At 44.1% G+C, this 25,152-nt stretch carries 11 protein-coding genes; 1 reads left to right on the top strand and 10 read right to left on the bottom strand.

All coding sequences use genetic code 11. From position 1 onward, the window contains the following. Positions 1–2 precede the first annotated feature (2 nt). On the bottom strand, positions 3–3,593 hold the full coding sequence (locus QQL36_RS30435) for a gliding motility-associated C-terminal domain-containing protein (RefSeq protein WP_321567865.1): 3,591 nt from the start codon (positions 3,591–3,593) through the stop codon (positions 3–5). A gap of 466 nt (positions 3,594–4,059) precedes the next feature. Continuing rightward, entirely contained in the window at positions 4,060–13,824 is a 9,765-nt protein-coding gene (locus tag QQL36_RS30430) for a T9SS type A sorting domain-containing protein (RefSeq protein ID WP_321567864.1), read from the bottom strand. Positions 13,825–14,119: 295 nt separating this feature from the next. Here QQL36_RS30430 and bla point away from each other — a divergent pair, with 295 nt between their 5' ends. Next, entirely contained in the window at positions 14,120–14,986 is an 867-nt protein-coding gene (gene bla / locus QQL36_RS30425) for a subclass B3 metallo-beta-lactamase (RefSeq protein WP_321567863.1), read from the top strand. Between the two features lie 81 nt (positions 14,987–15,067). Here bla and QQL36_RS30420 read toward each other — a convergent pair whose 3' ends face one another. The 8 genes from QQL36_RS30420 to QQL36_RS30385 all read right to left on the bottom strand — a co-directional run bounded on the left by QQL36_RS30420 (position 15,068) and on the right by QQL36_RS30385 (position 25,149). Next, entirely contained in the window at positions 15,068–16,033 is a 966-nt protein-coding gene (locus QQL36_RS30420; protein WP_321567862.1) for a hypothetical protein, read from the bottom strand. A gap of 294 nt (positions 16,034–16,327) precedes the next feature. Continuing rightward, the gene (locus tag QQL36_RS30415; RefSeq protein ID WP_321567861.1) at positions 16,328–17,041 is read right to left on the bottom strand and encodes a 2OG-Fe(II) oxygenase; all 714 of its coding nucleotides are present in this window, start codon (positions 17,039–17,041) and stop codon (positions 16,328–16,330) included. Between the two features lie 177 nt (positions 17,042–17,218). Continuing rightward, on the bottom strand, positions 17,219–19,093 hold the full coding sequence (locus QQL36_RS30410) for an amidohydrolase (RefSeq protein ID WP_321567860.1): 1,875 nt from the start codon (positions 19,091–19,093) through the stop codon (positions 17,219–17,221). Positions 19,094–19,152: 59 nt separating this feature from the next. Continuing rightward, the gene (locus tag QQL36_RS30405; protein ID WP_321567859.1) at positions 19,153–21,003 is read right to left on the bottom strand and encodes a hypothetical protein; all 1,851 of its coding nucleotides are present in this window, start codon (positions 21,001–21,003) and stop codon (positions 19,153–19,155) included. A gap of 186 nt (positions 21,004–21,189) precedes the next feature. Then, complete coding sequence (locus QQL36_RS30400) at positions 21,190–21,969, bottom strand: SDR family NAD(P)-dependent oxidoreductase (RefSeq protein ID WP_083729209.1); 780 nt, start codon at positions 21,967–21,969, stop codon at positions 21,190–21,192. Positions 21,970–21,975: 6 nt separating this feature from the next. After that, a complete protein-coding gene (locus tag QQL36_RS30395; RefSeq protein ID WP_083729207.1) occupies positions 21,976–23,538 on the bottom strand; it encodes a sodium:solute symporter in 1,563 nt (520 codons plus the stop codon). A gap of 149 nt (positions 23,539–23,687) precedes the next feature. Continuing rightward, positions 23,688–23,873 (bottom strand): hypothetical protein, encoded by a 186-nt coding sequence (locus tag QQL36_RS30390; protein ID WP_321567858.1) that lies wholly within the window; start codon positions 23,871–23,873, stop codon positions 23,688–23,690. Positions 23,874–23,919: 46 nt separating this feature from the next. Then, the gene (locus QQL36_RS30385) at positions 23,920–25,149 is read right to left on the bottom strand and encodes an enolase C-terminal domain-like protein (RefSeq protein WP_321567857.1); all 1,230 of its coding nucleotides are present in this window, start codon (positions 25,147–25,149) and stop codon (positions 23,920–23,922) included. Positions 25,150–25,152: the final 3 nt, after the last annotated feature.

Raw genomic sequence — 25,152 nt, 5'->3', positions numbered from 1 at the left:
GATCATTTTCTTTTTAAGATGACCCATCCTGTATATTGTTTTATTCCATCGCCTTCGTCTACATCCAGTTTATAGTAGTATACGCCTTCGCTTAATCCGGCACCATCCCATTCATTGTGATATGCTTTTGACTGGAAAACCATATCGCCCCAGCGGTTGAACACGAATAGGGGAGCGGGTGGGTATTTTTCCAGTCCTTTGATCACAAAGAAATCATTCTTACCATCTCCGTTCGGACTCATGGCATTGGCAAAAGACAATATTGTTTTTCCCGGGGTTGTTTCGATATTAGTGCCGGGATCCCCGCTGCAGCCATCTACTGCCGGATCGCAGCCTGCCGTTGGTTTTGAGTTGGTACTATCCGTAACGGTAGCGGTATTGGTAATGACGGGAATGCTGTCGAGATTATCAATCGTTTTAACAATCATAGATACTTCTGCTGTGCTGCCTACAGGGATAGCAGGAATATTCCAGGCTACAGCATTATCGCTTTCACTATAGGTACCATTAGCAGTAGCGCTGATGTAGGTAGTATACTGAGGAACGGCATCCGTTATTTTGATATTTTCAATGGCGGTATTACCCGTGTTTCTGATGTAGATCTGATAGGTGAGTTCTTCAGCAGGCATTACTTTATCTTTTTTACTGGCAGGAGTGGCTACTTTCCAGGTGACCCAGTTTACCACCGTGTCTACAGAGATGTTCGTAGACGGTCCCGGTGGCGGATTAGTAGCCGGATTATCATTGTCTCCGGGATCAGCAGGAATCGTTGGCTGATCTCCTTTGCCATTGCCATTGTCCACGGCAGCAGTATTGGTGATAAAGGTGGCACCTGTAAGATCGGTAGTTACTTTTACCTTAAAGCTTCTCGTCACATCGGGTGCACCCACGGCTATTTCCGGAATGGTCCAGATCAGTACATCATTAACGGGTTGAATATTTTCATCTGCGCTGACAAAATCGGTGTAGGCAGGAATCGTGTCCGTAATTTTTACATTGACGAGTTTAATACTTCCATTGTTGCGGATGTGAATGGTGTAAGTAACTTCATCACCGGTAGTCACACCGCCTTTAGGTCCGGTAGGTGTGTAGGTGGCGCTTTTCCAGTTCAGGGATTGTTTGCCATTATCTACAGGAATTTCAGTGGATGGATCATTTGGATCCGGGTTCGTCATAGGTTCATTCGGATTACCTGTGGTGGATGGCGTAGTCGGATGATCGCCTGAGCCATCGCCGTTATCTACATATCCAGTGTTGGTGATGTACCCGGCATTCGTGAGGTCCTGTGCCACTTTCACTTTAAAACTTCTGGTCACATCCGCAGTGCCAACGGGAATATCAGTGATGGTCCATGTTAGTTTACCATTCACGGGAGTAATGCCTTCATCGGCACTTACAAATACAGTATATGCCGGTATTGTATCGGTGATGATCACATTGTTCAATGCGACATTTCCAGTATTCCTGACGTGTATAGTATAAGTGATTTCATCATTCGTCTTCACCATGCCTCCTGAGCCAGTTCCGGTATAAGCAGCGCTTTTCCAGTTGAGAGATTTTTTTGCATTGTCTATCGGAATATCGACAGAGGGATCGTTAGGATCAGGATTGGATTTTGGATGATCATTATTGGAAGGATCCGGAGGTACAGTCGGATGTTCGCCACTGCCATCGCCATCATCTACACCAGCGGTATTTGTAATGCTGGTAGCACCTGTCAGGTCATTTACTACACGCACTGTAAAACTTCTGATCACATCTGCGGCGCCGACAGGAATATCAGTAATGGTCCAGGTCAGTTTACCACTCACGGGAGTAATGCTTTCATCTGCACTTACGAATTCGGTATAGGCAGGAATGGCATCGGTAACGATCACATTAGTCAATGCCACATGTCCTGTATTACGTACATGAATATGATAAACGATTTCGTCGCCGGGTTTGGCGATGCCTGTGAAGTCAGTACTTTTCCAGCTCACAGATTGTTTACCACCATTATCAACGGGAACATCGGTAGAAGGATCGTTAGGATCCGGATTGGATTGCGGCTCATTAGGATTTAATGGATCTGGTGGGGTAGTAGGATGATTGCCTGTACCATCGCCGTTATCAACATTGCCGGTATTGGTAATATTGGTGACGCCGGTCAGATCATTTGCCACAGTTACAGCAAAGTTTCGTGTGATGGTAGAGCCGACGGCGATAGCAGGAATAGTCCATGTCAGTTTGCCAACCGCATCAGGAGATATACTTTCATCTGCATTTTTAAAAACAGTATGAGCCGGAACCGTATCTGTGATCTTTACATTATTCAACACCACATTCCCGGTATTGCGCACGTGAAGGGAATAAGTAATCACGTCACCAGCCTTTACTGCTGTTCCTGTATAGCTGGCTGACTTCCATTGTTGCGAAGCCATGAAATCATCATCAGCGATGGTAACAGTGCCTACGCTGGTACCTGTGGTGAGAGCTGGTACGCCTGTGCCTACAGAGAATGCAGTGATAGTGAGGATAACGGTTTCCGGACCTTCGATCAGGTTATCGTCTTTAACAGTTACAGCAATTGGAACATTGCTGGTACCTGCGGGAATATTTTTAGTAAGGGTGATAGTTGTATAATCTGTTCCGTTAGTGGCGGTGCCGGTAATGGTGAATCTCACGAGCACAAAGCCTGTAGTATAAGTGCCATTGGGCCATCCGATGGAGAAGCTACCATCATTGCCGGTGCCACCGGGTTCTTTACCGTTTGTGGTAGACTGAATACCGATAGGGATGTTAACATCGTCATCTTCAATATTTACAACAGCGGAGGAGCTGGCAGAGAAAGTCATTGCTCCTGAAGAGGAGAGGCTTGTGGATTGCAGGGTCACCTGGACGGTTTCGGTGGGTTCAACGATGTTATCGTCATTTACATGGACAGGGAGTGCTATGCTGTTAGTATTAGCAGGTAGCTTGATTTCGCCTGTCATACTGGTGTTATTGTAGTCGAAGCTAGTCCCGGCGCCTCCGGTGGCAGAGCTGGCGCCGTCAATGGTATATTTCACCAGGATGTCTTCATTAAAAGTAAGTGTTCCCGGAAGGCTGATTTTAAATTCACCATTGCTGGCGTTTCCGTTGCCGAGTTCTTTACCATCGGTAGTTTTGGTAATGGCCAGGCGGTTGTCGTTATCGATCAGTTTAGCGGTTAAGGTTCTTTGTGTACCGAGATAACTGATGCCGTCGGCATCAGTTGCGGAGAGCAGACCGATTTCAATGCTTTCGTCTCCTTCGATCAGGAGGTCGTCATTGACGTCAATGATCAGTTGTGCTTCTGAATAACCGGCTTTGAGGATAATGGTACCAGAGAGGGTGGTGTAGTCTACGCCGTTGGTGGCCGGATCTGATACGGTGGCATTGACGGAGTAGGTGATGGTGATATCGCTGGGTGCTGTTGTTCCGTTTAGCAGGTGGAAGGAGATGATGCCGTTGGGGCCACCTTCTTCTGCTCTTACTAATTCATCCATGGCGATTACATCTGCACGTTGGGTGGGTTTGTACATCCAGCTGACAGAGAGGAGGCATAGGAATAATAATAGAAGGGTACGTTTCATTTTCCAGGGATTTAGTTGAGTAAAGGGGATGTGTCATACATAAAAAGACGTCCTTAGAATTTGTTAGTGCGACAGTTGTTTCTATCGTGGACCAGTATAGAATGATGTCGGTAGTTGTTATTAGCCTGGCACCTATTCTAAAATGATCTGGTATAGAATTCTGTCCTTAGCATCTGTTAGTGCGACATTTGTTTCTATCGTGGACCAGTATAGAATGATGTCGGTAGTTGTTATTGGTCTGGCACTTATTCTAAAATTATCTGGTATAGAATTCTGTCCTTAGCATTTGTTAGTGCGACAGTTGTTTCTATAGTGGACCAGCATAGAATGATGTCGGTAGAAGTTGTTCACGCGATACCTTTTCCTATAATGATCCGTAATAGAAAGAGCCTGTATCTTTTTGAAATACCCCCAAAAATTTTAACCTTTTGGATTGACTTCAATTTTAGATACAGGCTCATAGGTTTTATCTGATAAGGATTAGTTTTTTAGTGTAAACTTTACCATTCGCGCGGATAACACAATAGTGCAGGCCGGCGGGGAGGCTAATTGATCTGTATGTTATTTTATGCACTTCACCTGCTTTTACATATTCGTTGAACAGGAGGCTTTCTCTGTTACCCTGCATATTACTGTAGATCTCAACTGATATTTTTCCATTTACAGGTGATTTGAAAGTAATGGATAATTGATCAGTAAATGGATTTGGATATGCGTTGTATTCAAGCGAAGCGGCTGTTTGTTGCAAAGCAGCGGAAACAGTGTTCAATGTGTATGTGGCGGTATTCTGGCATCCATTGGATTTGTCGGTAACCAGTAAAGTAAATATGCCACTGATATCTGGATTGCCTGATTGATAGAGGACGGTGGCTGTTTGAGCGCCGTCGAGTATCAACCAGCTGTTATCGGAGGAGACTAATGACCATTGGTAGTTGGCATTGGAAACGCTTTGTGCACTCAGGAGGTCTACTGATAGTGGATCAGGATTTGTCGCTGGTGGCAGGATAACGGCAGTCGGTAGAGTGGTGTTACTTATAACAGGTGTATTGGTGGTGGCTACGCAGCCGTTGTCCGGATTGGTAACTGACAGGGTATAAGTGCCTGATGCAGTTACAATGGCGGATGCGGTGGTGGCGACAAAGTTGTTAGGCCCTGTCCATCTGAAGGTAGTTCCGTTTGTGGAGGAGGTCCCGGTGATGATCACGTTTGTTTTTAGACAGGTGAGAGGGCCGTCGTTTGATGCCTGGATATTTGCTGGTGGCGTGATGTTTTGAGTGACAGGGGTATTGGTGGTGGCGGTACATCCGTTTTGGGTGTTAGTGACCACCAGGGTATAGGTCCCTGCAGTTGTTACATTTGCCTGTGCTGTAGTAGCTGTATAATTGGATGGGCCGCTCCATTTATAGGTTACATCGGATGATGTAGAGGAGCCAGTGATTTGTACAGTTGTTTTTGTACAGGTCAGCGGGCCATTGTTTGAAGCTTGTACGTTGGCAGCAGGGGAGATGTTTTGTTGTACAGTTAGACTATCTGAGGTAGTACAACCGTTCGTGCCGCGTGCAGTAACATAGTACTTACCCGGAGTAGTTACTGCAATTGGGTTTGAACCTGTGTTATATCCCGTCCATGTGATCGTACCGTTTGAAGAGGCGGTAAGATTTACAGAGGTGGTAGCGCAAGTTAAAATTGCTGGTGCAGTTAAAGTCAAAGTCGGCTTGGTGATATCTTGAGTTACCGTTACACTATCTGTGGTAGTACATCCATTCGTGCCCTTTGCCGTTACATAATATTTACCCGGAGCAGTTACTGCAATTGGATTAACTCCCGCGCTATATCCATTCCATGTAATCGTACCGTTAGATGAAGCAGTAAGATTTACAGAAGTAGTAGCGCAAGTCAAAGTTGCAGGTGCTGTTACCGTCAAAGTCGGCTTGTTGATATCTTGGGTTACCGTCACACTATCAGTGGAAGTACATCCATTCGTAGCCTTAGCGGTTACATAGTATTTACCCGGAGTAGTTACTGCAATTGGGTTTGTGCCAGCGCTATATCCATTCCATGTAATCGTGCCGTTAGAAGAAGCAGTAAGATTTACAGAAGTGGTAGCGCAGGTTAAGGTAGCCGGAGTTGTAATTGCTAATGTCGGCTTGGTGATATCTTGGGTTACCGTCACACTATCAGTGGAAGTACATCCATTCGTAGCCTTAGCGGTTACATAGTATTTACCCGGAGTAGTTACTGCAATTGGGTTTGTGCTGGCGCTATATCCATTCCATGTAATCGTGCCGTTAGAAGAAGCGGTAAGATTTACAGATGTAGTAGCGCAAGTTAGAGTTGCTGGCGCAGTTACAGCCAAAGTCGGCTTGGTGACATCCTGAGTCACTGTTACACTATCTGTGGTAGTACACCCATTCGTGCCTTTAGCAGTTACATAATATTTCCCCGGAGTAGTTACTGCAATTGGATTAACTCCCACATTATACCCATTCCATGTAATCGTGCCGTTAGAAGAAGCGGTAAGATTTACAGAAGTAGTAGCGCAGGTCAAAGTTGCTGGTGCCGTTACCGTCAAAATCGGCTTGGTGATATCCTGGGTTACCGTCACACTATCAGTGGAAGTACATCCATTCGTAGCCTTAGCGGTTACATAGTATTTACCCGGAGTAGTTACTGCAATCGGATTAACTCCTGCATTATACCCATTCCATGTAATCGTGCCGTTAGAAGAAGCAGTAAGATTTACAGAAGTAGTAGCGCAGGTTAAGGTAGCCGGAGTTGTAATTGCTAATGTTGGCTTGGTGATGTCCTGAATTACCGTCACACTATCAGTGGTAGTACATCCATTCGTAGCCTTAGCTGTTACATAGTATTTACCCGGAGCAGTTACTGCAATTGGATTAACTCCTGCATTATACCCATTCCATGTAATCGTGCCGTTAGAAGAAGCGGTAAGATTTACAGAAGTAGTAGCGCAGGTTAAGGTAGCCGGAGTTGTAATTGCTAATGTCGGCTTGTTGATATCCTGGGTTACCGTCACACTATCAGTGGTAGTACATCCATTCGTAGCCTTAGCGGTTACATAGTATTTACCCGGAGTAGTTACTGCAATTGGATTAACTCCCGCGCTATATCCATTCCATGTAATCGTACCGTTAGAAGAAGCAGTAAGATTTACAGAAGTAGTAGCGCAGGTTAAGGTAGCAGGTGCCGTTACTGTCAAAGTCGGCTTGTTGATATCCTGGGTTACCGTTACACTATCAGTGGTAGTACATCCATTCGTAGCCTTAGCGGTTACATAGTATTTACCCGGAGCAGTTACTGCAATCGGATTAACTCCTGCATTATATCCATTCCATGTAATCGTGCCGTTAGAAGAAGCAGTAAGATTTACAGAAGTAGTAGCGCAGGTTAAGGTAGCCGGAGTTGTAATTGCTAATGTCGGCTTGGTGATATCCTGGGTTACCGTCACACTATCAGTGGTAGTACATCCGTTTGTGCCTTTTGCTGTTACATAGTACTTACCCGGAGTCGTTACTACAATTGGGTTTGTGCTGGCGCTATATCCATTCCATGTAATCGTACCGTTAGAAGTAGCGGTAAGATTTACAGAAGTAGTAGCGCAGGTTAAGGTAGCCGGAGTTGTAATTGCTAATGTCGGCTTGGTGATATCCTGGGTTACCGTCACACTATCAGTGGTAGTGCATCCATTCGTAGCCTTAGCTGTTACATAGTATTTACCCGGAGCAGTTATTGCAATTGGGTTTGTGCCAGCGCTATACCCATTCCATGTAATTGTAGCATTAGAAGATGCCGTGAGATTGATGGATGTAGTAGCGCAAGTTAAAGTAGCAGGTGCAGCTACAGCCAAAGTCGGCTTGCTGATATCCTGAGTCACCGTTACGCTATCGGTGGTTGTACACCCATTCGTGCCTTTAGCAGTTACATAATATTTCCCCGGAGCAGTTACTGCAATTGGATTAACTCCTGCATTATATCCATTCCATGTAATCGTGCCGTTAGAAGTAGCGGTAAGATTAATAGAAGTAGTAGCGCAAGTTAAAGTAGCCGGAATTGTAATTGCTAATGTTGGCTTGGTGATATCCTGAGTCACCGTTACACTATCGGAGGTTGTACATCCATTCGTACCTTTTGCCGTTACATAATATTTACCCGGAGCAGTTATTGCAATCGGGTTTGTGCCAGCGCTATACCCATTCCATGTAATTGTACCATTAGAAGAAGCAGTAATATTTACAGAAGTGGTAGCGCAAGTTAAAGTTGAAGGTGCCGTTACCGTCAAAGTCGGTTTGGTAACATCCTGAGTTACCGTTACACTATCTGTGGTAGTACATCCATTCGTGCCTTTAGCAGTTACATAATATTTACCCGGAGCAGTTACTGCAATTGGATTAACTCCTGCATTATACCCATTCCACGTAATCGTACCATTAGAAGTAGCAGTAATATTTACAGAAGTGGTAGCGCAATTTAAAGTAGCAGGCGCAGTTACCGTCAAAGTTGGCTTGGTGATATCCTGAGTCACCGTTATACTATCTGTGGTTGTACATCCATTCGTGCCTTTAGCAGTTACATAATATTTACCCTGAGTAGTCACTGCAATTGGGTTTGTGCCGGCGCTATAGCCATTCCATGTAATCGTACCATTAGAAGTAGCAGTAAGATTTACAGAAGTCGTAGCGCAAGTTAAAGTTGCTGGCGCCGTTACTGTCAAAGTCGGCTTGGTGACATCCTGAGTCACCGTCACACTATCGGAGGTTGTACATCCATTGGAGCCTTTTGCCGTTACATAATATTTCCCCGGGCTAGTTACTGCAATTGGATTAACTCCCGCATTATACCCATTCCATGTAATTGTAGCATTAGAAGATGCCGTGAGATTGATGGATGTGGTAGCGCAATTTAAAGTTGCTGGCGCCGTTACTGTCAAAGTCGGCTTGGTGACATCCTGAGTTACCGTTACACTATCAGTGGTAGTACATCCATTCGTAGCCTTAGCGGTTACATAGTATTTACCCGGAGCAGTTACTGCAATTGGATTAACTCCCGCGCTATATCCATTCCATGTAATCGTACCGTTAGAAGTAGCGGTAAGATTTACAGAAGTGGTAGCGCAGGTTAAGGTAGCAGGTGCCGTTACCGTCAAATTCGGCTTGGTGATATCCTGAGTTACCGTTACACTATCAGTGGTAGTACATCCATTTGTAGCCTTAGTGGTTACATAGTACTTACCCGGAGTATTTACTGCTATTGGATTTGTGCCAGCGCTATAGCCATTCCATGTAATCGTACCGTTAGAAGAAGCGGTAAGATTTACAGAAGTAGTAGCGCAATTTAAAGTAGCAGGAGTCGTAATTGCTAATGTCGGCTTGGTGACATCCTGAGTCACCGTTACACTATCTGTGGTAGTACATCCATTGGAGCCTTTTGCCGTTACATAATATTTACCCGGGCTAGTTACTGCAATTGGATTAACTCCCGCATTATACCCATTCCATGTAATTGTAGCATTAGAAGATGCCGTGAGATTGATGGATGTGGTAGCGCAATTTAAAGTAGCAGGCGCAGTTACCGTCAAAGTTGGCTTGGTGATATCCTGAGTCACCGTTATACTATCTGTGGTTGTACATCCATTCGTGCCTTTAGCAGTTACATAATATTTACCCGGAGTAGTCATTGCAATTGGGTTTGTGCCGGCGCTATAGCCATTCCATGTAATCGTACCATTAGAAGTAGCAGTAAGATTTACAGAAGTCGTAGCGCAATTTAAAGTAGCAGGCGCCGTTACTGTCAAAGTCGGCTTGGTGACATCCTGAGTCACCGTCACACTATCTGTCCTTGTACATCCATTTGCACCCTTTGCCGTTACATAATATTTACCCGGAGCAGTTATTGCAATCGGGTTTGTGCCAGCGCTATACCCATTCCATGTAATTGTACCATTAGAAGAAGCAGTAATATTTACAGAAGTAGTAGTGCAGGTTAAAGTTGCAGGTGCTGTTACCGTCAAAGTCGGCTTGGTAACATCCTGAGTCACTGTCACACTATCAGTGGTAGTACATCCATTCGTAGCCTTAGCGGTTACATAGTATTTACCCGGACTAGTTACTGCAATCGGATTAACTCCCGCGTTATATCCATTCCATGTAATCGTGCTGTTAGAAGAAGCGGTAAGATTTACAGAAGTGGTAGCACAAGTCAAAGTAGCAGGTGCCGTTACCGTCATAGTCGGCTTGGTGATATCCTGAGTCACCGTCACACTATCAGTGGTAGTACATCCATTCGTAGCCTTAGCGGTTACATAGTATTTACCCGGAGTAGTTACTGCAATTGGGTTTGTGCCGGCGCTATAGCCATTCCAAGTAATCGTGCCGTTAGAAGTAGCGGTAAGATTAATAGAAGTAGTAGCGCAAGTTAAAGTAGCCGGAGTTGTAATTGCTAAAGTCGGCTTGGTGACATCCTGAGTCACCGTCACACTATCTGTGGTTGTACATCCATTTGCACCCTTTGCCGTTACATAATATTTACCCGGAGCAGTTATTGCAATCGGGTTTGTGCCAGCGCTATACCCATTCCATGTAATTGTACCATTAGAAGAAGCAGTAATATTTACAGAAGTAGTAGTGCAGGTTAAAGTTGCAGGTGCTGTTACCGTCAAAGTCGGCTTGGTAACATCCTGAGTCACCGTCACACTATCAGTGGTAGTACATCCATTCGTAGCCTTAGAGGTTACATAGTATTTACCCGGACTAGTTACTGCAATCGGATTAACTCCCGCGTTATATCCATTCCATGTAATCGTGCCGTTAGAAGTAGCAGTAATATTTACAGAAGTGGTAGCGCAAGTTAAAGTTGCTGGCGCCGTTACCGTCAAAGTCGGCTTGCTGATGTCCTGAGTCACCGTCACACTATCTGTCCTTGTACATCCATTCGTGCCTTTTGCTGTTACATAGTACTTGCCCGGAGCAGTTACTGCAATTGGATTAACTCCTGCATTATAGCCATTCCAAGTAATCGTGCCGTTAGAAGTAGCGGTAAGATTAATAGAAGTAGTAGCGCAAGTAAAGGTAGCCGGAGTTGTAATTGCTAATGTCGGCTTGGTGACATCCTGAGTCACCGTCACACTATCTGTGGTTGTACATCCATTCGTAGCCTTAGTGGTTACATAGTACTTACCCGGAGTATTTACTGCTATTGGATTTGTGCCAGCGCTATAGCCATTCCATGTAATCGTACCGTTAGAAGATGCGGTAAGATTTACAGAAGTAGTAGCGCAAGTTAAAGTAGCCGGAGTTGTAATTGCTAATGTCGGCTTGGTAACATCCTGAGTCACCGTCACACTATCTGTGGTTGTACATCCATTCGTGCCTTTAGCAGTTACATAATATTTACCCGCAGCAGTTACTGCAATTGGATTAACTCCTGCATTATACCCATTCCATGTAATCGTGCCGTTAGAAGAAGCCGTAAGATTTACAGAAGTGGTAGCGCAATTTAATGTTGCTGGCGCACTCACCACCAACCCCGGCTTACTAACATTCTGCCTCACCGTCACCGTATCCTTCCCCACACATCCCGTCGATGCATTCGTCACCGTTAAAATATAATCTCCCGCTGCACTTACCGTAGGATTCTGCGAAGAAGAAGTATACCCATTCGGCCCATCCCATTTATACGTCACCCCCGCTGTAGAAGAACTACCTGTCAACACTACCGAAGTCTTAATACAAGTCAGCGAATCTGCCACCGTCGCCACTGCCGTAGGATAACTAAACGTACTCGCCCCCGTCAGACTCACATTATCAAAGAAATACCGCTCTGTAGGATCCGAATTCCTCGCCCTTATTATCACCTGCAAAGTACTCCCATTTACCCCCGCAGAAGTCACCGTTACCGAAGCCGTCCCTGTCGTCGTATTCCCTATCCCCGCATAATCCTCATACACCAACACCTCTGCACCACCATTCAGTTTATAATACACCCTCATATAATCATCCGTCTCAAACGCATCATTCACACTCGCCGTCTCACTCCTGAGCAATGCTGAAATAACCACATTCGACTTCCCCGAAATATCCACCACCCCTGATGACCATGTCGTTTCTCCCGCTCCCGTATAAGACACCTTGTATTCATTATTCTGCACCGATGTCGTCCCCGTTCCTGTACTAACTATTGTCCATGCCGTACTCCCATTATCCGAAGTCGTCCCATTCGCCAATGTAAAATCCTCCAGCCAGAACACCGTCGGCGTTGTAGAAGAAGATGCTACTACCACAGACTTTGATGTACTACAACCATTTGCCGGATTTGTAACACTCACCGTATATGTCCCTGCCACACTCACCGTAGGCTGCTGCAATGAAGAAGTAAACCCTCCCGGCCCTGTCCATGCATAAGCGACATTCGCCACCGTTGATGAAGCAGATATCACCACACTCGACATACAACCTATCACTGCACCCATCGCATCCAGGTCAGGCGCTACTTTATTCTCAGTAACTGTAGCCGTTGCTGACACTGTACAACCAGACGGCAATGTCCCTGTCACAGTATACACCCCTGCCGCAGATACAGTGGGATTCTGAAGAGTAGATGTAAATCCGTTTGGCCCCGTCCATGAATATGATGAAACCGTACCACTTGCCGTTACCGTGATCTGTGCATTACTACTACAGGTAACCGGCCCACTTACGGCTGTAGCCAACGTCACCGCAGGATCTACAGCTGCGATCTTCACATTGTCGAAATAATAAAATTCATCTGTCCCCGTGGCCCTTGCCCTTACTACAATCTGCAATGTATTGCCCGTAGGTATTGACACTGAAAAAGTAGTATTCGTTGTACTATGATTATTGATAGCCGATGTCTTCTCATAAAACAACACCTCACTACCGCCATTCAATTTGTAATAGAATCTTAAATAATCTGCATACTCACCCGTATCATTCATCACCGCTCCTGTCGATACTGAACTTCGCACCGCCCCTGAAACAGTCACACTGGTTTTCCCCGCCATCGCTATACTCCCCGAAGTCCACACACCTTCTCCTGTCGTACCTATACCACTAATTTTAAATTCATTATTATTCACAGAAAACACACTCCCCGAAGGCGAAGTCACTGTCCATGCCGTCGTTCCATTATCTGAATTCGTTCCGTTTGATAATGTAAAGTTCTCCTCCCAGGTAGTAGTTGCTCCATTGCCCGCTGTGACCTGTACCGTCTGAGAAGTCGTACACCCATTTGCAGGATTGGTGACTGTCACCGTATAACTACCCGCTACACTTACTGTAGGTTTTTGCGAAGAAGAGGTAAACCCATTCGGCCCTGTCCATGCATAAGTCGCATTGGCTACTGCTGATGAAGCTGATAATGTTACACTGGTTGCACATGCCAGCGAACCTCCCGCAGCACTAAGATCCGGTGCCACCTTATTTTCTGTCACCACTACAGTAGCTGTTCCTGTACCGGCACTACTGGTACCTGTTACAGTATAAGTACCTGCTGTACTCACGGTAGGATTCTGTGAAGTAGATGTAAAACTATTAGGGCCTGTCCAGCTATAGGTGGTGCTGCTTGCTGAAGATGTTGCTGCAAGCGTGAGAGAAGGAGCGGAGCAGGTGAGCACACCACTATTCCCGGCGGTAGCTGTCACTGTGATACCCGTACCAGCACAGGGGCCTTTCTCTTTAAATACCCTATACTGTTCAATATAATATTTAGAAGTCTGCGAGCCTCCATTGTTGTAATTATAAATTCTCACAACTAATTGTACAGTACTCCCATTGAGTGTCGCGGAGGTAAAATCTAATGTTCCGAAATTACCCGTTCGCTGGTCCAGCAATGTCTCTGCACCTCCATTTATTTTGTAATAGACCTTTACATATTCGGTGCTATTTAAATCGCCCTCGGCAGTGACCTTCACGGCTACCTGCCAGTCTGTATACCCTGCCGTAGAAAATACCTTCGAATACCATACGCCTTCCCCTCCAAGTTCCTCTGCATGCAAACGATTCGATTTTACGGCAAAATAACCAGTGCTGAGTACTTTTGAAGCATCCAGATACCATCCGGTGGCTGAGTTGTCTACGGTCGTTCCATTTGCCCCCGAAAAGGTCCCGCTTATAATAGGACATTCAGGCGTCGCAAAAAGTGGAGTGCCCGCCAATAGAAAAATGACGGAAAGGAAAAGCATGAAATGCTTTTGCATTAAGGATTGATGAGATTTCACAGGTGTGTGTATTTTAAGGGATATAGGAAATTGAATCTAAGAGCACAGTACTTCTATAGCTACATTTTGTAATATTAGATAATATCTTTTCAATGATTGTCAATAAAAAAGCAAATGCTACTTTAATTAGTAGTGCGGGTGGGAAATTATGCTGAGTATGCCAGCTGTAAATGTAAGAATATGATATGATTGATGCGATGAGTAACAGACAATGAGTAAATGACAGATATTACTGAGTATATTCGCGCAGATATAAAATCCTATATTGAATTATATGTTTATAAAGCGAAACCTGATTTTGATCGGCTTATTATTGATCACTTTCTTTGCCACTGCTCAGAAAGTAGCCGAACCTCCAACCACTAACAATCCTGAGTGGAGTAAACCTTACGAACCCTTTCAGATTGCCGGGAACCTTTATTATGTAGGCACCTACGACCTGGCCTGTTACCTGATTGTAACCCCCAGGGGTAATATATTGATTAACACCGGTCTGGCTGCCTCTGCACCAATGATTAAAGCCAATATTGAATCTCTGGGATTCAAACTGTCCGACACAAAGATCCTTTTAAATACACAGGCTCATTATGACCATATGGGCGCTATGGCCGCCATAAAGAAATCTACCGGTGCCAGATTGATGATAGATGCCGCAGATGCCCCGGTGGTGGCTGACGGCGGGTATTCTGATTATTTACAAGGTGGTAGTGTCAGCCTTTTCGCACCTGTAAAGGTGGATCGTATCTTACATAATGGAGATACGATCAAGCTGGGAGGTATGAAACTTGTTATGTTGCACCACCCCGGTCATACAAAAGGATCCTGTAGTTTCCTGTTCGATGTAAAAGATACTGCACGTTCTTATAAGGTACTTATTGCTAACATCCCCACTGTTATTATCGACAACCACTTTTCAGACATCTCCCGTTACCCGGATATGGCCAAAGATTACGCGTATACTTTACATGCGATGAAGAACTTACATTTCGACATCTGGTTGGCCTCACATGCCGGTCAGTTTGACCTGCAAAGTAAGCATAAGCCCGGCAGCGCTTATAATCCTTCCGCTTTCATAGATAGAAAAGGATACGACGCGGAACTTAAATATTGCGAGGAGCAGTACCTGAAAAAATTGAAATGAGGCGCAGAGATAAAAAAGAGCGTGTATCATGGTAAGATACACACTCTTTTCGCTCAGGTACCTGATAGATCGTCCGCGTTCTTAAAACGGTATTTCTACATTTGTTGAATCCCACTGATCAGAAATCGTAATATCCACATCCACACTATCCTTCCTTCCATACAAATACCCAGTAAGGATTGTCTTCTTATTTCGATAACACCTTACATTATGTATCACCTTATACTGCGAATTCGTGGTAACCGACTCATTGTCACCATAATTTGAATTGATCACCACATCAAAAGGCTCCGTGGTATTCAATACATACATCAACCATTTGGTCGTACTTAGTTTTTGAGAATATGCCAGTTTGGTGAAGACAGGAGGGATCACTGACGAACGGCGAAGATAAAGAGAGGTGTCTACTGCCGGAAAATATTTGTATCCTTCTATACTGGTGGCGATGTCGAAATATGGATCATCAGGTGCATCCAGTACATTCACTTCCAGCATGCCGACTTTTCGTTCCAGGTTAATATCAAAATGATTAGTGGACGATGTGACACTGAATGTAGCAGTTTTACAAAAGAAGTCATCGACACTAATATCAGCTACAGCAGCGTTCTTTAAGAAACTAACAAAGGTCTGGGAAAATGAATATTGCCCCGGAGGATCAGCGGGGTTAATATCCAATCCATTTACCTGCAGGTAAGACTTAGATCCTGCTACCATAATCTTATAATTCCCTGCCGCCAGCGTATCCCCATATACCCCGAAATTCGGCGTGACCCAGGCCTGCTGGATTATTTCCTTTAACCAGTTGCCGGCAGAGTCATACACGATGATATAGAGGTAATTTAATTTGTAGACGAGGGAGTCGTCTTTGGCATTTATATCACCACTTTTTTTCAGGTCAGAAACGGTTTGGGTGAAATCAGATACATTAAATGAAACAGGATAACGGGCCTTGTTTTCAGGGGTAGGGGGTTGGGTGGCCGGGTTGTCTTTTTTACACGAGAAGAGGGCACAACATACTAATAACAGTACTGATAAGTAGTGTTTCATTATTACGGGTTTGAGGGTAAATAAATAGTGTAGAGTGATCGGTTGATAGGGAATAAGGTTAACGCTTATGTAAGAAAAAGTTAAGTAAAATTATTGACTGAAGCAAAATCTTTTTTGCTGTTAAAATAAAGCATTACATAGTATTCAATAATGTTTCAATGCAAGGAGGCCGTATCAGAAGTGGCCTCGTTTTATTCGGGTACCTAATGGAGATAAGTAGTCCTTTATGCATTTCTGAAGAGGTTTATTTATTTTTGATAAACTCTCTTAAAGATTGCTCTTCTACCCATTCACCTAACTAACTGCATCATGAAAAATAATCCCCAACGTATGGCGTTCCCCTGATGTAACCTCACTTACACCATGCTTCATGTGTACCCGATAATATCCTTTTGCCCCCTTCTCCGGTTTAAAGTTCGTTGTGAAAATTAATACATCTCCTTTATTGGGTTTTAGAACCATGGCTTTTGATTGTGCTCTTGGCACCTGCTGCGTAAGCACGAATTCACCTCCTGTAAAATCTTTATCAGGTTTATTCAGCATCAACACTACCTGGATAGGAAAATAAATATCTCCATACAGATCCTGGTGTAAAGTATTAAACCCACCCTGTCCGTATTTTAATATCAAAACAGTTGCTTTATCCTGCCCGTTTTGATGGCATTGTTGCAATAGATCTGTATGTTCCGATGGAAATTGGAAATTAATATTCAATGCCTTGAACCACGCATTTGCAATAGGAGCAAGTTTAGTATAGATAGTCGTTCTGATAGTTTGAATGGTATCAGGAAGGGGGTAGTTGAAATATTTGTATTCTCCCAACCCAAAATGATAACGAGCCATTACGACCGTTTTACGATACAACTTTGCATCGTCATAATTTGCTTTCAGTAATTCGCATTGTTCAGTTGACAATAAACCCGGAATGATGGCATATCCCTGCTGATGCATTTTTTCGCATATGTGTTGCCAGTCTGTATTTTCTATTTTTTGAATAATGTCCTGCATATTGCAAATGTGCAAAACACAGGAACCCTAAAAATCCGGAACATGCTATAATTGAAAAGGAGGGTGTATCTAACTTTTGATACACCCTCCTTTAATTCGGATACCTGGTGGAGCCAGATTCTATTTTATGCGATTCTCAGGAGTGTCATTTATTTATGATCCACCCTCTTTTAAATATTAGGCCATACTCACCTCTTCAACCACGGTACTAAACACCTTCAAACCCGCTACCCATGTCTCAACCACTTCAATATTCCGCATATTCATAAATGGATTTTTTATCGTCAGCGGATCCTGTTGCAGCACTACAAAGTCTGCAAAATTCCCCACCTTCAGCGACCCTGTCCACTGCTCTGCATAACATTGCCATGCTGCATCGTAGGTGATCGCTTTCAATGCCTGTTCACGAGAAATGTTTTCCGCCGGGTTTAGCACACCAGCTGCAGGATCAGCCTCCATTATACGCGTGACAGACTGTTCCATCATTCTCAATGGTCCCAGCGGACTTACCGAGTTGTCACTATGCAGTGTGATCCGCATGCCTTGCTGCAGTGCACTCTTGCAAAGATCCAGCATATTTGATTTTTCCCCGAATATCGCATTCTTAAAAGCATATCCCCAATAGCCTACGTGGCCAATCAGGAAACTCGGAGACACCTGCAGATTTTTCATGTCTTCAAGATTCTCCTGCGTGGTCAATGAGCAATGTTCTATTCTATGCCGTACACCTGCGAATGGGTCATGAACAAATTCCTTAAAGGCCTCAATAGCGAAATTAACAGCAAGGTCACCATTTGCATGGATCATAACAGGCCACTTTTTATCCTTGATAATATGTCCCATCAGATCTCTGAAATACAGTGGCGGATTTGTCGGCTTTTCATCATATTTGTCGGCGAAATTATATACGCCATGGTTGTTGGCCGGCTTACATAAATATGGGTCAGACTGATAGCCTGTCAATCCCTGATTGGAACCGTCAGAGATCACCTTAACATGACTATAGTAAATGTCTGTGTACTCCCCGGGTATATTGAATGTTCCTAAATTTTGCGCATCTTCTAATGTATCACAAACCGTAGCCGCGCCGATGCGAACAGTCGGTGCAAATACTTTTAAATAAGCATCCAGTATGGATTTTTGACCACCTGTCATCCCTGCATCATGCATAAAGGTGACACCCCTGGAATTGGCGGTCTCAAAGATTTGTTTTAAGTAAATAAATGATTTCAGGAAGAAGTCAGCTTTCTGAATCGGCGGAATTGCTTTTAATGCAGGATCCATTTGTGCTGCTTCCTGCAACTGCCCCTTTGTTTTACTCTTGTATTCGTTGAATGAATGATACTCCTGTAATAATTCCAGGTTACCCGGGAAATTCCAGATTAAAGACAGCGCTGGTGTATTTACATACAAGGTGTGCATAGATGCACTGATGATACATACAGGGGCATCTGTGGTAATACTGTCTAACAGGTCGATGTCTATTGTTAATAACTCTGTATTGTTATTTAACAATGGCATCAATGCCGGATCAAGGTTTGCACCCAGGAACCAAAGGGTCTTGTCTATGTTACTTAATCGCTTAGCTTCCTTCGCGATAATAGCGCCTACTGACTTTATGTTATAATCCGGTTTCAACACCTGTCCATCAAATGCACCCAGATCTGTCCAGCCCATTAACATCGCCGTGGGTACAAGGTGGATATGGGGTTCTATCAGACCGGGCAGTAAGGTGTTGCCTTCTTCCAACTTTCTGGTGGTATAACCGGGAAAGTTTGCCTGCATGAAGGCCGCTACCTCTGCCTCGGAACCTGTAGCTACTACAACGCCATTTGCGAAGCCAATGGCTTCTACTGTGTCAACAGCTCCGTTGACCATGGGACGTATAGTTCCGCCAGTGACCATGAAAGGCTTGGTTTGCTTTTTTCTTTCAGTAACCCTTTGGAGGGGGAGTTGTTCGAAATTTTCAGGGGTAAAGAGCTCATCCTTTAGGAGTTTCAAAACAGGATTGTTGCATGCACAATGTGTGCATCCATGGTGGTGGTGTTCCATATGATCAGAGGTTTGGTTATTTTCTGCAAAAGCATATAGAGTACAACAACAAACCTTTATTATTGTTTAAAGTATATTACGGCACTGCCACCTTGCACTTTTGCAGTAAGCGTATCACTTACGGGAACCGTTTTCTTACTAAATAACTCCTTAAAATTTCCTCCTTTCAACACCGGCACGCGATACACCTGTTCCTGGGGGCCGTAGTTAAATATGGCAATATATTTATCATCCTTCATGAACACATTGTTCCCATCTACCGGGCGGAAACTCTTCCCGTTTTTTGTAATAGCCAGCAATTCTTTGTCCTGTAATAATTGTAACGCAACTTTTTTCCATGGCCCCTCAGCGGCATAATCATCACCGGTTACAAGGGAGCCGGTCACTAGTGCCGATGCTAAACGGGCTTTATTCGCATTGAAAGATGCATCTTTAAACACTACATGATCCGCATCCAAATATGGATACATCTTTGACTGCCACCAGCCATAGGCTGTACTGTTCAATGTATATTCTGTATGCGCTATTGAGTTGAAAGCATCACATGCTATACGACGCATGTGTACATAGGGGGCGGTAGCAATGTTAGGAGAAATAGCAGCATACAGCAGCATATTTTTCCCTGCCATACTATCAATCAGTTCCATCCCTTTACGAAAAGCCTGCATACCTGTTGTTACACCAGTATCATAAAAATGGTCCCCTTCAATCGCACCATGTGATAGAAAATCTATCTTCACCATCTCATATCCCATATCTTTAAATCGCTGCATAAAGTGAATGATCCGCTGGCGGGTTGCAGGATGCGTGGGATCCATGGCGCGACCGCCATCTGTATCTGCATACTTTCCATCCTGCGTAGTCCAGGTGTCTTTATAACGATAAGTACTACCTTCTACCTGCCGGTCATATTTACCCCAGTCAACAAATGGTGCCCAGTAAATGCCCGGTTTAAAGCCTTTCTCCCTGCAATATGCTGCGAAGGTTTTTAACTGCTCTGGCGTCATATTATCCCAGTAGGAGTCAAGGTCAATGTATAAGGTATTGTCAGCAGTAGGATACCCTGTGCAGGAATCATGGAAGAAATTGACCACATCTTTTGCTTTTGCAAAATCTAATTTAGTCTGTATTACTCCCCAGCTATTCCAGCATATAGGTGTGGCGGCTTTCCATGCAGCTACGTAACGAGGTGTTTTGTTCGCGGCAGCATAGGTTTCCATGGCATTCCGCCAGTCTTTATTATACCCGATAAAGATCGGTGCTGAATGGCAATAACCATCTACGGGGCGTACGGTGCCATGGGCTTTCTGGTCATGTGTACGAAGAGAATCAGTATACCCGCAAAATACTTTCAATGCATTGTGATGTATCTGAATCCCCGTTTTCCATACATCCTGTTCCAACGATCCAATCACTATTCCACTATGCTCATTATAAATCGCGGTGACTTCACTACCTGTAAAGTCGGCATGCTCAATGGAGGGCGCATCATATCTGAACCACATATCATTGTCAAAAGGAACATTCAGCATGCGACCGGAAGCATTTATTTGGGCGGTGTTTAATGGTGATAGGTAGTTACATGCCATGCCTGCCACCTGTATAGAAATAATACAGTAATCTTTGCCCGGGAAAGTATAAAACAATTGCAGCAGCGGACCGCTGTTGACTGTATATACAGTAGCTGTGCCGGATTTTTTTATCACATACCCACGTTTTACAGTTGTGCGCGAATCAATATTTTGCGCTATCGCATACACATTTTCAAAAGTGGACTGACCATTCAGGACCACTGTATATGTGCCGGCTGCCAGGTCATAGACGATTTTATTATTCTTTCCAAAGGGTATATTGACCTGCGCATGGGCGGGAAACTGCAAAAGGAGAAAAAATGTAATAATGTACTTCATGATTAAAATTGATTCCTGGGAAAAGCGGCTTTCCTGATTTGAAAAATGTAGACCTGTAGGAAGCGGAAGCAAGGTATTGTGATAATATGCTTCATGATTAAAATTGATTCCTGGGGAAAGCGGCTTTTCTGATTTGATAAATACAGACCTGTAGGAAGCGCAAACCTGTAATAATATACTTCCTGACTAATCCTGATATTTAAGCGCCCTGTAACCTAATTCTGCACCACCGCTTACATGCATAATATGACCAGTAATAAACCTTGCTTTGTCTGATGCAAGAAATACACATGCATCCGCAATCACATCGCCCTCAGGACAATATCCCAGTGGATGAATCGCATTCATATATGCGTCAATACCCTGTCCATTGTTCTGGTACTTACCCCATTCGCGTAACATGGGTGTCCATACCCCAGCAGGTGCCACCGCATTTACACGAATTTGATAAGGTGCATAATCCAGTGCCATAGACTTTGTAAGTGCATTCACCGCTCCTTTTGTCGCTGTATAGGCAGCGTGATTTTCCTGTCCGATTTCACCAACCAGGCTACTCGTATTGATAATGCATCCCTTACTGCTTTTTAATGCCTCAATACCGTATCGTGTAGTTAAGAAAATACTCTTCAGGTTAATGTTCATCAGGTCATCCCATTCTGTCTCCGCCGTTTCATGCAATGGTTTGGAGGGGTGAGCAATCGCGGCATTGTTATGGATCACATCGATCCTACCGTATTTCTCCAATATCAGAGCAATCATCTGTTGTACATCTGTCGTCTGTGAGATATCTGCATAGATACTGTAATGGTTATCTCCAAGGGTATTGATAGCGGTGGTCAGGGTAGTAGCATCGTTCGATACCACTACGACTACCGCACCTGCTTCTGCATATTTTAATGCACATTCAAATCCGATACCTGTGGATCCTCCTGTTAGCAAAATTATTTTACCGGTCAAAAGTTGCATGTCTCGTTATTTAAAGATTGAATATAGGATCGCCATTACCAGTAATAACAGTATAGATAAGACCTTGTAACTGCCTTTGTTTTTCAAAGGCTCTAATGGCGATTTCCAGTATAATGTGGCACTTACAGCGGTATGCTGCATAGGATATACAAAAGAAAATGAAACCTGTATAATACAACAGATGATGAACAGATAAAACGCCATCATCATAAATGGAATTTGTGCAAATGAGGTAGCCGGGTACAATTTATTAATTGTATAAACAAACGCTCCCAGCAAAGACCCGATCAATAGAGTAAGCTGTGCAGCTCTGGCAGAAGCCCGTGACCAGAAAATGCCCAACAAAAATACGCAGGTAATAGGAGGGGCGATATGCGAAATAATATCATTTACCCCATTGAAAATACTATTATAGCTATTGAGTAAAGGAAGCAAGCAAATCGATAATAATAAAGCAATGCCTGCCGATATACGGCCCATTCTCACCAATTGCTGATCGCTTGCGGATGGTTTAAATCTTTTGTACAGATCAAAACTCACCAGCGTAGATATAGAATTCAGTGCCCCTGATACCTGGCTCATCAAACCTGATAATAATGCAGCGACAATAATACCCGCTAACCCTGATGGTACCAGCTGTGTGATCATTACTGTGTAAATACCTTTGCTATCTGCAGGTGCAATCAGCAAACCTTTCTTTGCCAATGTGCTGGCAAATAACCCGGGCAGAATAAAAATAAAAACAGGCAGTATTTTGATAAAGCCACAAAACAATGGGCCGAGTCTTGCATGATTTTCATTTTTTGCTCCCAATATGCGCTGCACGATTGTTTGATCCGCACACCAATACCAGATACCAATCACCGGGTAGCCAAGGAACACCCCATACCAGGGTAGGTTACCACCACTCCTCAGCATAGACAACTTATCCATCTGTCCATGTTCCTGTAATACATCCGTCATGGCATGCCATCCGCCCATTTTTTGAAAACAGGCGATGGTGATGATCACGGCACCTGATACCAGTACGACTGTTTGAATACTTTCTGTGACTACAACAGCTCTGAGTCCGCCGATAATGGTATAGACGGCGGTAATGCAGGCAATTACCGTTACGCTGGTGTACATATTGACACCAAACAATGTTTCCAGTACGATACCACCTGTGAGCAGGGAAAACGCAATATGGATAGTGATGGCAGATATAATGGAGATCAATGTAAGCCAGTCCCTGCATGCACGGTTATAACGTTTTTCCAAAAAATCGGGTAGTGTACTGATCCCGCTACGGATATAAAATGGTGCAAAAAATAGTGCCAGCAGTATTAAGGTAAACGCCGCCATCCATTCAAAGTTGCCACTTAGTAAGCCATCGTCATAACCACTTTGCGCCAGACTTACTAAATGAAGACAGGATATGTTTGTGGCAAATAATGCGAGGCCGATCATGGGCCAGCGCAGGGTTTTGCCTGCCAGGAAGTAGTCCTTTGGGTCTTTGTCTTTTTTTAGACCAGCCCATAGGCCTATTGCTACGATGATGATGATGTATAGAATAACGACGATGATCATATAATTTGTTTAAGGTCACAGCTGGTGGCTACAATCCTGCGGTGGTCAGAATGGTAACGATACGCATACAATTTGTTTAGGTCACAGCTGGTGGCTACAATTCCTGCGGTGGTCAGAATGGTAATGATATGCATACAATTTGTTTAAGGTCACAGCAGGTGGCTACAATTTCTGCGGTGGTTAGAATGGTAATGATACGCATACAATTTGTTTGGGTCACAGCAGGTGGCTACAATCCTGCGGTGGTCAGAATGGTAACGATACTCATACAATTTGTTTAGGTCACAGCTGGTGGCTACAATTCCTGTGGTGATCAGAATGATAATGATACGCATGCAATTTGTTTAAGGTCACAGCAGGTGGCTACAATTTCTGCGGTGATCAGAATGATGATATCTGTTTAAGATCACAGCTGCTACCCGGTTCCTGTGGCGTAAGGTAGTATCCTTCCCTGATTCGTACCGGGTGTGTAAAATGCTCCTGCAGATGCGGGATATGTTCTAAAAACAGCGCCTCATGCCCCAGTGAAATATGATTGAATAGCACCAAATGCTGATGTAGTTGCCCCATATCACCCACATGTGGTACTACTGGAATACCATACTTCCGGCTTAACAGACTCACTGTTATAAACTCACTAACACCACCTACTCTCACCGCATCCACCTGTAAAAACCCTATGCATTTAGCCTGTAAATAGTTTTTAAAAATTACCCGATTCGGTACATGTTCTCCTCCTGCCAGCTTTGTAGGAGCAATGGCCTTCGCCAGCTGTTGATGTGCGATCACATCATCAGGATGTGTAGGCTCTTCTATCCAGTAAGGGCGCATTTGTTGTAATCTTCCGCATATATCCAGTGCCTGTGGCAATGTCCATTGCTGGTTTGCATCCAGCATAATCTTGACATCATCACCCGTCACTTCTCTGATAAGATTTGCCCTTCGGATATCCCGCTCTGCATCCGCAGAACCGACTTTGAGTTTCATGGCGCTGAATCCTTCTGCTAAGGCTTTTTTCGCATTCTCCTTTATTTGTGCATCCGGATAGTTGAACCAGCCGATAGAGGTGTCATAACCTGGATATCCAGTAACAGTGATCTTTTCTCGTGTCAGATCTCTGTTGGCTGTGATCAATGCAATCGCCTGCTTTGAGGTTAGTTCATCTTCAAGATAGGAGAGGTCCAGTGTATTTACAATTTCTTCGGGAGAAAGATCGATCAATAATTTCCATAGAGGTACGCCTCTCTTTTTGGCCCACAGATCATAACAGGCATTGGTCACAGAGGCAAGGCCCAAATGGACGACACCCTTATGCGGACCTAGCCAGCGAAACTGTTGTTCATTAGATAACTGGCGAAATATTTCTCCGAAGTTTGCCATCACGTCTTCAATATCTCTGCCTTTTAATTGGGACGCATAAAAATCTGCTGCCTTACAAACCAGGTCATTGCCTTCTCCCAATGTAAATGCCAGCCCTGTACCTGTATGGCCGCTATCATCTTTTAACAAAGTAACGGCGTAGGAATAAACAGGGTCGCGATGTATAGCGTCACTGCCAGCTCCATGTCCGAGTGGGTAGCGTATGTCTTTTGTCAATGTCTGTTGTATCATGAA

The organism is Chitinophaga sp. LS1, from assembly GCF_034274695.1.
In the GTDB taxonomy this organism is placed as follows: Bacteria; Bacteroidota; Bacteroidia; order Chitinophagales; family Chitinophagaceae; genus Chitinophaga.
This window is presented reverse-complemented; position numbering and strand designations above follow the sequence as displayed.

What these genes read in the sequence shown, in the direction of transcription:
- QQL36_RS30430 (WP_321567864.1), bottom strand. Translation starts at nt 13,824, where the DNA reads ATGCAAAAGCATTTCATGCTTTTCCTTTCCGTCATTTTTCTATTGGCG.
- QQL36_RS30390 (WP_321567858.1), bottom strand. Translation starts at nt 23,873, where the DNA reads ATGCGTATCATTATCATTCTGATCACCACAGGAATTGTAGCCACCAGC.
- QQL36_RS30405 (WP_321567859.1), bottom strand. Translation starts at nt 21,003, where the DNA reads ATGAAGTACATTATTACATTTTTTCTCCTTTTGCAGTTTCCCGCCCAT.
- QQL36_RS30420 (WP_321567862.1), bottom strand. Translation starts at nt 16,033, where the DNA reads ATGAAACACTACTTATCAGTACTGTTATTAGTATGTTGTGCCCTCTTC.
- QQL36_RS30415 (WP_321567861.1), bottom strand. Translation starts at nt 17,041, where the DNA reads ATGCAGGACATTATTCAAAAAATAGAAAATACAGACTGGCAACACATA.
- QQL36_RS30395 (WP_083729207.1), bottom strand. Translation starts at nt 23,538, where the DNA reads ATGATCATCGTCGTTATTCTATACATCATCATCATCGTAGCAATAGGC.
- bla (WP_321567863.1), top strand. Translation starts at nt 14,120, where the DNA reads ATGTTTATAAAGCGAAACCTGATTTTGATCGGCTTATTATTGATCACT.
- QQL36_RS30385 (WP_321567857.1), bottom strand. Translation starts at nt 25,149, where the DNA reads ATGATACAACAGACATTGACAAAAGACATACGCTACCCACTCGGACAT.
- QQL36_RS30400 (WP_083729209.1), bottom strand. Translation starts at nt 21,969, where the DNA reads ATGCAACTTTTGACCGGTAAAATAATTTTGCTAACAGGAGGATCCACA.
- QQL36_RS30435 (WP_321567865.1), bottom strand. Translation starts at nt 3,593, where the DNA reads ATGAAACGTACCCTTCTATTATTATTCCTATGCCTCCTCTCTGTCAGC.
- QQL36_RS30410 (WP_321567860.1), bottom strand. Translation starts at nt 19,093, where the DNA reads ATGGAACACCACCACCATGGATGCACACATTGTGCATGCAACAATCCT.